The organism is uncultured Shewanella sp. (assembly GCF_947495455.1).
Taxonomy (GTDB): Bacteria; Pseudomonadota; Gammaproteobacteria; order Enterobacterales; family Shewanellaceae; genus Shewanella.
Genome location: NZ_CANLZC010000001.1, coordinates 197207 through 203714 on the forward strand (window position 1 = coordinate 197207; position 6508 = coordinate 203714).

At 39.5% G+C, this 6508-nt stretch carries 5 protein-coding genes and 1 pseudogene; 5 read left to right on the plus strand and 1 reads right to left on the minus strand.

Annotated features, from left to right (window positions below; all coding sequences use genetic code 11):
* Nucleotides 1-14: 14 nt before the first annotated feature.
* From Q0791_RS00965 to Q0791_RS00985, 5 genes and pseudogenes are all read left to right on the plus strand, one after another.
* Nucleotides 15-1805 carry a DUF885 domain-containing protein gene (locus Q0791_RS00965; RefSeq protein WP_299001923.1) on the plus strand — a complete coding sequence of 597 codons (1791 nt, stop codon included), beginning with the start codon at nucleotides 15-17 and terminating at the stop codon, nucleotides 1803-1805.
* Nucleotides 1806-2841: 1036 nt separating this feature from the next.
* Nucleotides 2842-3114, plus strand: a pseudogene (locus Q0791_RS00970) (winged helix-turn-helix domain-containing protein); the annotation flags it as partial.
* A 103-nt stretch (nucleotides 3115-3217) separates the two neighbouring features.
* The gene (locus tag Q0791_RS00975) at nucleotides 3218-4342 is read left to right on the plus strand and encodes a M14-type cytosolic carboxypeptidase (RefSeq protein WP_299001924.1); all 1125 of its coding nucleotides are present in this window, start codon (nucleotides 3218-3220) and stop codon (nucleotides 4340-4342) included.
* A 71-nt stretch (nucleotides 4343-4413) separates the two neighbouring features.
* Nucleotides 4414-4731 carry a zinc ribbon domain-containing protein gene (locus Q0791_RS00980; protein ID WP_299001925.1) on the plus strand — a complete coding sequence of 106 codons (318 nt, stop codon included), beginning with the start codon at nucleotides 4414-4416 and terminating at the stop codon, nucleotides 4729-4731.
* Nucleotides 4728-5042, plus strand: a complete 315-nt coding sequence (locus Q0791_RS00985; RefSeq protein WP_299001926.1) for a DUF1315 family protein — start codon at nucleotides 4728-4730, stop codon at nucleotides 5040-5042. The genes Q0791_RS00980 and Q0791_RS00985 overlap by 4 nt, the downstream gene beginning before the upstream one ends.
* A gap of 114 nt (nucleotides 5043-5156) precedes the next feature.
* Here the strand turns inward: Q0791_RS00985 and ansA are convergent, their stop codons facing one another.
* A complete protein-coding gene (gene ansA, locus Q0791_RS00990; protein ID WP_299001927.1) occupies nucleotides 5157-6179 on the minus strand; it encodes an asparaginase in 1023 nt (340 codons plus the stop codon).
* Nucleotides 6180-6508 lie beyond the last annotated feature (329 nt).

Sequence of the window (6508 nt, forward strand, 5' to 3'; positions counted from 1 at the left end):
AATGGATCATATTAATGAAAAAAACGGCTTTATCTTTAGTGGCTATGTTGTCGCTAACAGGATTGACAGGGTGTCAAACACAAGAGCAAGCAACCTTACCTGTGGTAGAAACCATTGAGCAAGATAAGGCGTTTACGCAATTTTCAGCACAATTCATTGATGAGCTTTGGCAGACATTTCCAACATGGGCACTCTATAAAGGTTTTCATGATTATGATGGACGGCTCAATATTCCCAATGGGGCGCAAAGGCAGCAAACACTTAATTTTATTGCTCGTCAGCAGCAATCATTAGCAAGAATCGATCCTAACAGCCTGACGCCTAATGCACGTATTGATCACCGTATCATAGATAACTTGCTTGCGAAAATGAAATGGGAGCAAGAAACTTTTAAATCATGGCAGTGGGATCCGAGTCAATATAATGTGGCTGAAGGGTTTGCACTCTTAATCAATGGTGACTTTGCGCCATTAGATGACAGATTATTATCTGTGCTGTCTCGTTTAGCTTATATTCCCGACTATTATGCTGCAGCGAGGCAGAGTATTGCGTCTCCGACACTGGAGCATACTCAGCTGGCGATTTTGCAAAATGAAGGCGCTTTATCGGTGTTATCGCCGACATTATTAGAGACTGCCATGGGAGCAGGATTAACGGAAAGACAAAAACAGCAATTTACAGTGAGATTGTCTCAAGGTGTGCAGGCCATAAAACAACATATCAGTTGGCTCAAATCACTTGAGAAGCAATTAGCGGCAAAGGGAGCGCGTGATTTTCGTATTGGCGAAACCTTATATGAGCAAAAATTTGCTTTTGATATTAAAGCGGGTATGACGGCGAAACAGCTCTATGAGAAAGCCTTGGCCGATAAAGCGAGAGTTCAAGCTGAAATGGCTAGTTTAACGACCCAGTTATGGCCAAAGTATTTTTCAGGCCCCAAGCCTGGTGATGATAAGACGGCCATTGCGCTCATGATTGATAAACTCTCCATGCGTCATGTTAAACGAGATGATTTTGTCAGTGATATTCGCCAGCAAATTCCAGAGTTAGTGCAGTTTGTCAATGATAAAAATTTGATTAACCTTGATCCTAACAAGCCATTAATTGTGAGAGAAACGCCTAAGTATATGAGAGGATTTGCAGGCGCATCGGTGAGTGCACCCGGTCCTTATGATAAATCAGCGAATACTTATTACAATGTCACTCCCCTCGATAGTATGAGTGAGGCGTCTGCCGAGAGTTATTTACGGGAATATAATCATTGGATTTTACAGATCTTAAATATTCATGAGGCGATTCCTGGCCATTATACGCAACTTGTTTATGCCAACGAATCACCGAGTCTCGTGAAGAGTTTATTTGGAAATGGTGCCATGATAGAAGGTTGGGCTGTGTATGCTGAGCGTATGATGTTAGAACAAGGCTATGGTGATTTTGAGCCAGAAATGTGGCTCATGTATTATAAATGGCATTTAAGAGTGATTTGTAACACGTTACTGGATTACAGTATTCAAGTGCAAGGAATGACGGAAGATGAAGCGATTGCATTGATGACGAAAGAGGCGTTTCAACAGATCGCAGAGGCAAGAGGTAAATGGCGTAGAGCGACTTTAAGTCAAGTACAATTGACGAGCTATTATGCCGGTTACAGAGGCATCTATGACTTAAGAGAAGAAATAAAAACCCTTGATGAAACCTTATTTGATTTAAAAGCCTTTCATGAAGCGTTTTTAAGTTATGGTAGTGCGCCAGTGAGTGATATTCGCAAGTTAATGTTACTTGAACATCAAAATGAAATTGATTGAGTATGGTGACTAATAGCTAACGACAAAGGGCGCACTCTATAAGGAGTGCGTTTTTTATACAGAAGACACAAGCAAAATGGCTTGATGATACCTGATAATAGTGTATCGTTTTGTATCGTTATTTAGAGTTTTTACTCTTAACTTTTGTTGACGGCAGTGAAGAAAAATAAAAATGGGTATTGATAATGGGACACTCTTTTTGGAAACATTAGATAGTATTGATATATATAGTATTATTGGTTTCTATTTTGAGTGATATTCGATTATTGAAACAGTAAGTGGGCAGTTTAAAGGGCGGGATATGCCGTAAAAACAAACACATTTTAATGAGTCAACGCAATGAAAGTCACTTTTTGTTAACCATTCTTCGAGTCAATGCCGCGATGTTAAAGGGGTTTAGAGGATAAAATACTTGAGTAAAGGAAAAATAAAGAGTATATCTAGTTTAAGTGTAAAGATGTGTTATTTAGAGGATTTAAGTGAGTGTCATAAAATAGCGATAATAACAATGTTAAATATATTGGTTGTGAACCTTAGGTTTTTTTGATTTATATTTGTGCTTTTTTTTGTATTTAGCAGGCAGTGATTTTTTAGCGTGTGAAACTTTAAAAAATTATTTTCAATAGTGAGCTTTTTTTTATTCATTTCTTGTGAATGTGGTGACATTGACTGTATCAACTTCTTATCAATGTGACTGGCTATTACTTATGATGACTCTTTGATAGTGAATTCATTCAAGAAGGGTTAAGCTTTGAAACGTTAGTATTAATTTGTTAATCATATTAGTAGCTTGTTTGTATTCTTGGTCATTATTTATTGTAAAGAAAGCAAGAATAAATTGAAATAAAAATAAAGTGAGTCACATTGACATCTATTGGTACTGACGTAAATTGAATAATAGTGAAATAAGCAATAACGCTCTGCTGCTCGTTACTATTATTGATTGTATAGGAGTGGGTTGTGTATGAATCAATCGCAAGAAAATGTTAAAAATGCCCAGAATATGACTTCTTCAGCATTAAATATTACCGAATTTGATTTTGATGATATTGCTTTTTGTGTATCGATGGATGGTAAAAAAGTTTATTTGACACAAACAGAATTTAAACTCTTTAAATACTTATTTGACAGACAAGGCCAAGTCATCACTAAGCAAGAATTGCAACGTAACATACTCAAAAAAGACTTAGGTAAATTCGATCGCAATTTAGACATGCATATTAGTAATACTCGAAGAAAATTGGTTGAAACCCATTTACCTCGCACATTAATCAATACCGTTCGCGGCCAAGGCTATTGTTTTTCTTAAAACACATTTTTGTTTTAAGCTTGGTTTGGTTTATCCTATGAGCACTTTATTTAATTAATCGGGTTTTTGTTTTGTTCAAAGCCTGTATTTCAAGGAAGTCTTTATGAGGATCAGTGCCAATTTTGATGGCGGAAACATCGAGGTTATTAATGCTCTTTCGCCAGATAATATCGAACTTGCCATTCGCCCCGATGAGGGAAATGCATTTTTTCAATGGTTTAATTTTAAACTTGATGGCACAATCGGTGTACATTATCAATTACATATTATCAATGCTCATGAGGCTTCATATCCCGAGGGGTGGGAGAATTATCAAGCGGCTGCTTCCTATGATAGAGAGCATTGGTTCAGGTTGCCAACACGTTATGAGAATGGACGATTAATCATTGACCTTGAGTTGGATTGTGACTCGATTCAAATTGCTTATTTTGCGCCTTATAGTTATGAACGTCATCAAGATGTGTTAGCCAAATGCCAAGTGCACCCAATGGTGACGCTAGAACACTTAGGCTTAACCTTAGATAAGCGTGATTTGAGTTTGGTGAAAATAGGCGATGGTGATGAGGCGAAAGCGAATGTGTGGATCACCGCGCGTCAGCATCCAGGCGAAACGATGGCCCAGTGGTTGGTTGAAGGGTTAATGTCACAGTTACTTGATACCGATAATCCCGTTTCACGTGCACTACTTGCTAAAGCCAATTTTTATATTGTGCCTAACATGAATCCAGATGGGGGGGTGAGGGGGCATTTACGCACTAATGCATTGGGCGTGAACCTAAACCGTGAATGGTTGTCGCCTTCTCTTGAGAAAAGCCCTGAAGTATTTCATGTGATCAATAAAATGCGTCAAACGGGTGTCGATCTTTTTTATGATGTCCATGGTGATGAAGGTTTGCCTTATGTCTTTTTAGCTGGCAGTGAGGGGGTACCGCATTTTGATGGCGCCATGGCGACTTTACAAAATACTTTTGAGCAAGCTTTACGCTTAGCGAGTCCCGATTTTCAAACGCAATTTGGTTATGATAAAGATGAACCAGGACAAGCCAATTTAACGGTAGCTTCCAATTGGGTTGCTCAAGAGTTTGGCTGTTTATCTTACACCTTAGAAATGCCATTTAAAGATAATGATGCTTTACCTGAGCCGACACAAGCTTGGTCTCCAGAGCGAAGTATGTTATTGGGTGAGGCGTCTTTGGTGGCCATGAATGCTGTGTTAAACAATTCGTAAAAGTTAGGTATAATGAGACTTTCCCCTGTAATAATCTTGTCCATGGGGAAAGTGATCATAGAGGTGAAATTATGGCATTAGTTGCTTGCCCAAGTTGTCATAAACGTATTTCCAGTAAGGCCAGTGAGTGTTCGAACTGCCATGCGTCATTATCCGATGATAACGAGTCCCATAGACGTATTCGCCATATCAAAAAATCCAATCAATTATTGAATCAATCATTGTTTTCCATGAGTCTATTCATTTTTGGTGTCGCGCTGGGTTTTTGGGGAGGTGAGGTGGCCACCGGAGCGAGAGCGTATGTGGCTGGCGCGTGTTTTGTTTTTGGTTTTATCGGCTATTTGATCTGCCGTATTCGAATTGTGTTACATAAGCGGAAAAGTGTATGAAAGATATCAATGAAATGATCCAGCAGATGCCTCAAGCAGTGTATGAGCGTCTTGTGAGTGCCGTAGAGCTTGGCAAGTGGGAAGATGGCAGTGTGTTGACGGATGAACAAAGAGCATCGACTCAGCAAGTAGTGATGCTTTATCAAGCAAAAAAGCTACAGCAAACGGATCATTTTACCATTGGTCAGCGAGGGCAGATTAATGAATTATCCAAAGCCCAATTGAAAAAGCAATTTCAAGCGCAAGTGAATGATGATGCTGCAGATTTTAAAGGTGAGAGTATTGCAGCTTTTAAGAATGACGATCTATAACCTTTGATTAAGACTGATGAAAAGCAACGACGTATCAGACATTGTTGCTTTTTATTTCACTCTTATTCCAGTGCACTTTTATTTTAGTGCTCTCTTATTTATTCCAGTCTTAGCTTAGTGCTGATCTGTGCTGAGTTCACCCACTAAGTTTTCAAGCATAGCTTGACGAATGTCATCGGGTGTCATATCTGTCGACAGTAAATAGTGTAATTTGGCTAAGGCAGCTTCTGTGGTCATATCACCGCCACTTATCACACCGGCTTCTGCTAAGGCATTGCCTGTTGCATACCCTCCCATATTGACTTTGCCTTGCATACATTGTGTGAGATTTACTAAAATGACGCCTCGCTCATGAGCGGCTTTTAATGTGGCTAAAAGCGCAGGTGTTTGAGGTGCATTGCCGACGCCAAATGTCAATAAAATAAGGGCCTTAACGGGTTGCTGTAAGACATTATTAAAAATATCTGTTGAAATCCCCGGATACAAGGTGACGACACCAATAGGCTGTGGACTGATATTGGCTAAGCTTAATACTGGCGCGGGTTCAGGTTTACCTATTTTTCCCGCGTGTAGCCGAATTTTGATGCCAGCTTCCAGTAACATAGGAAAATTGGGTGACGCGAAGGCATTAAAGCCATCTGCATGGGCTTTGGTGGTGCGATTACCGCGAAATAAACGGTTATTAAAAAATAAACTGACTTCAGCGATAGGATAATTAGCAGCAATATATAAGGCATTCAGTAAGTTGGTTTGCCCATCGGATCTCAGCTGCGCTAATGGAATTTGTGAGCCTGTGACGATGACAGGTTTGGATAAGCCTTGTAGCATGAAAGACAGGGCGGAGGCGGTAAAGGCCATGGTATCTGTGCCATGTAAAATGACAAAGCCATCGTATTTGTCATAGTTAGCTTTAATGTCATTGGCGATCAGCTGCCAATCTGTTGGAGCCATATCGGAAGAATCAATCAAAGGATGGTATTCATTAATGACAAAATCAGGCATTTCTGCATGATAAAATTCTGGCATGGCTTTCACACATTGAGTTAAAAAGCCTGCAACAGGGGCAAATCCGTTTGCTGTTTTTTCCATTCCTATGGTGCCGCCTGTATAGGCGACATAGATTGAGCGTTTAGTCATAATTCATTCGGCAAAGAAAATCCATGCCAAGAGTATACGATTTTAAGGCATAGAAAGCCCAGTAAAAAACGGGGCTTTAGCGTTAAAATACGTCAATATTGTGGCTGTTTATAGGTTTAGGTTACAGTTATCACAATATAAATAGGCATGTAGTGGTACAGTAAATTTGGCCACCTAGTATGAGGTGATGTCACTCACCTCATAAGTAAATAGGCGCCATTAGGGTCGTTAAAATACGTCAATATTGTGGCCGTTTATAGGTTTAGGTTACAGTTATCACAATATAAATAGGCATGTAGTGGTACAGTAAATTTGGCCACCTAGTATGA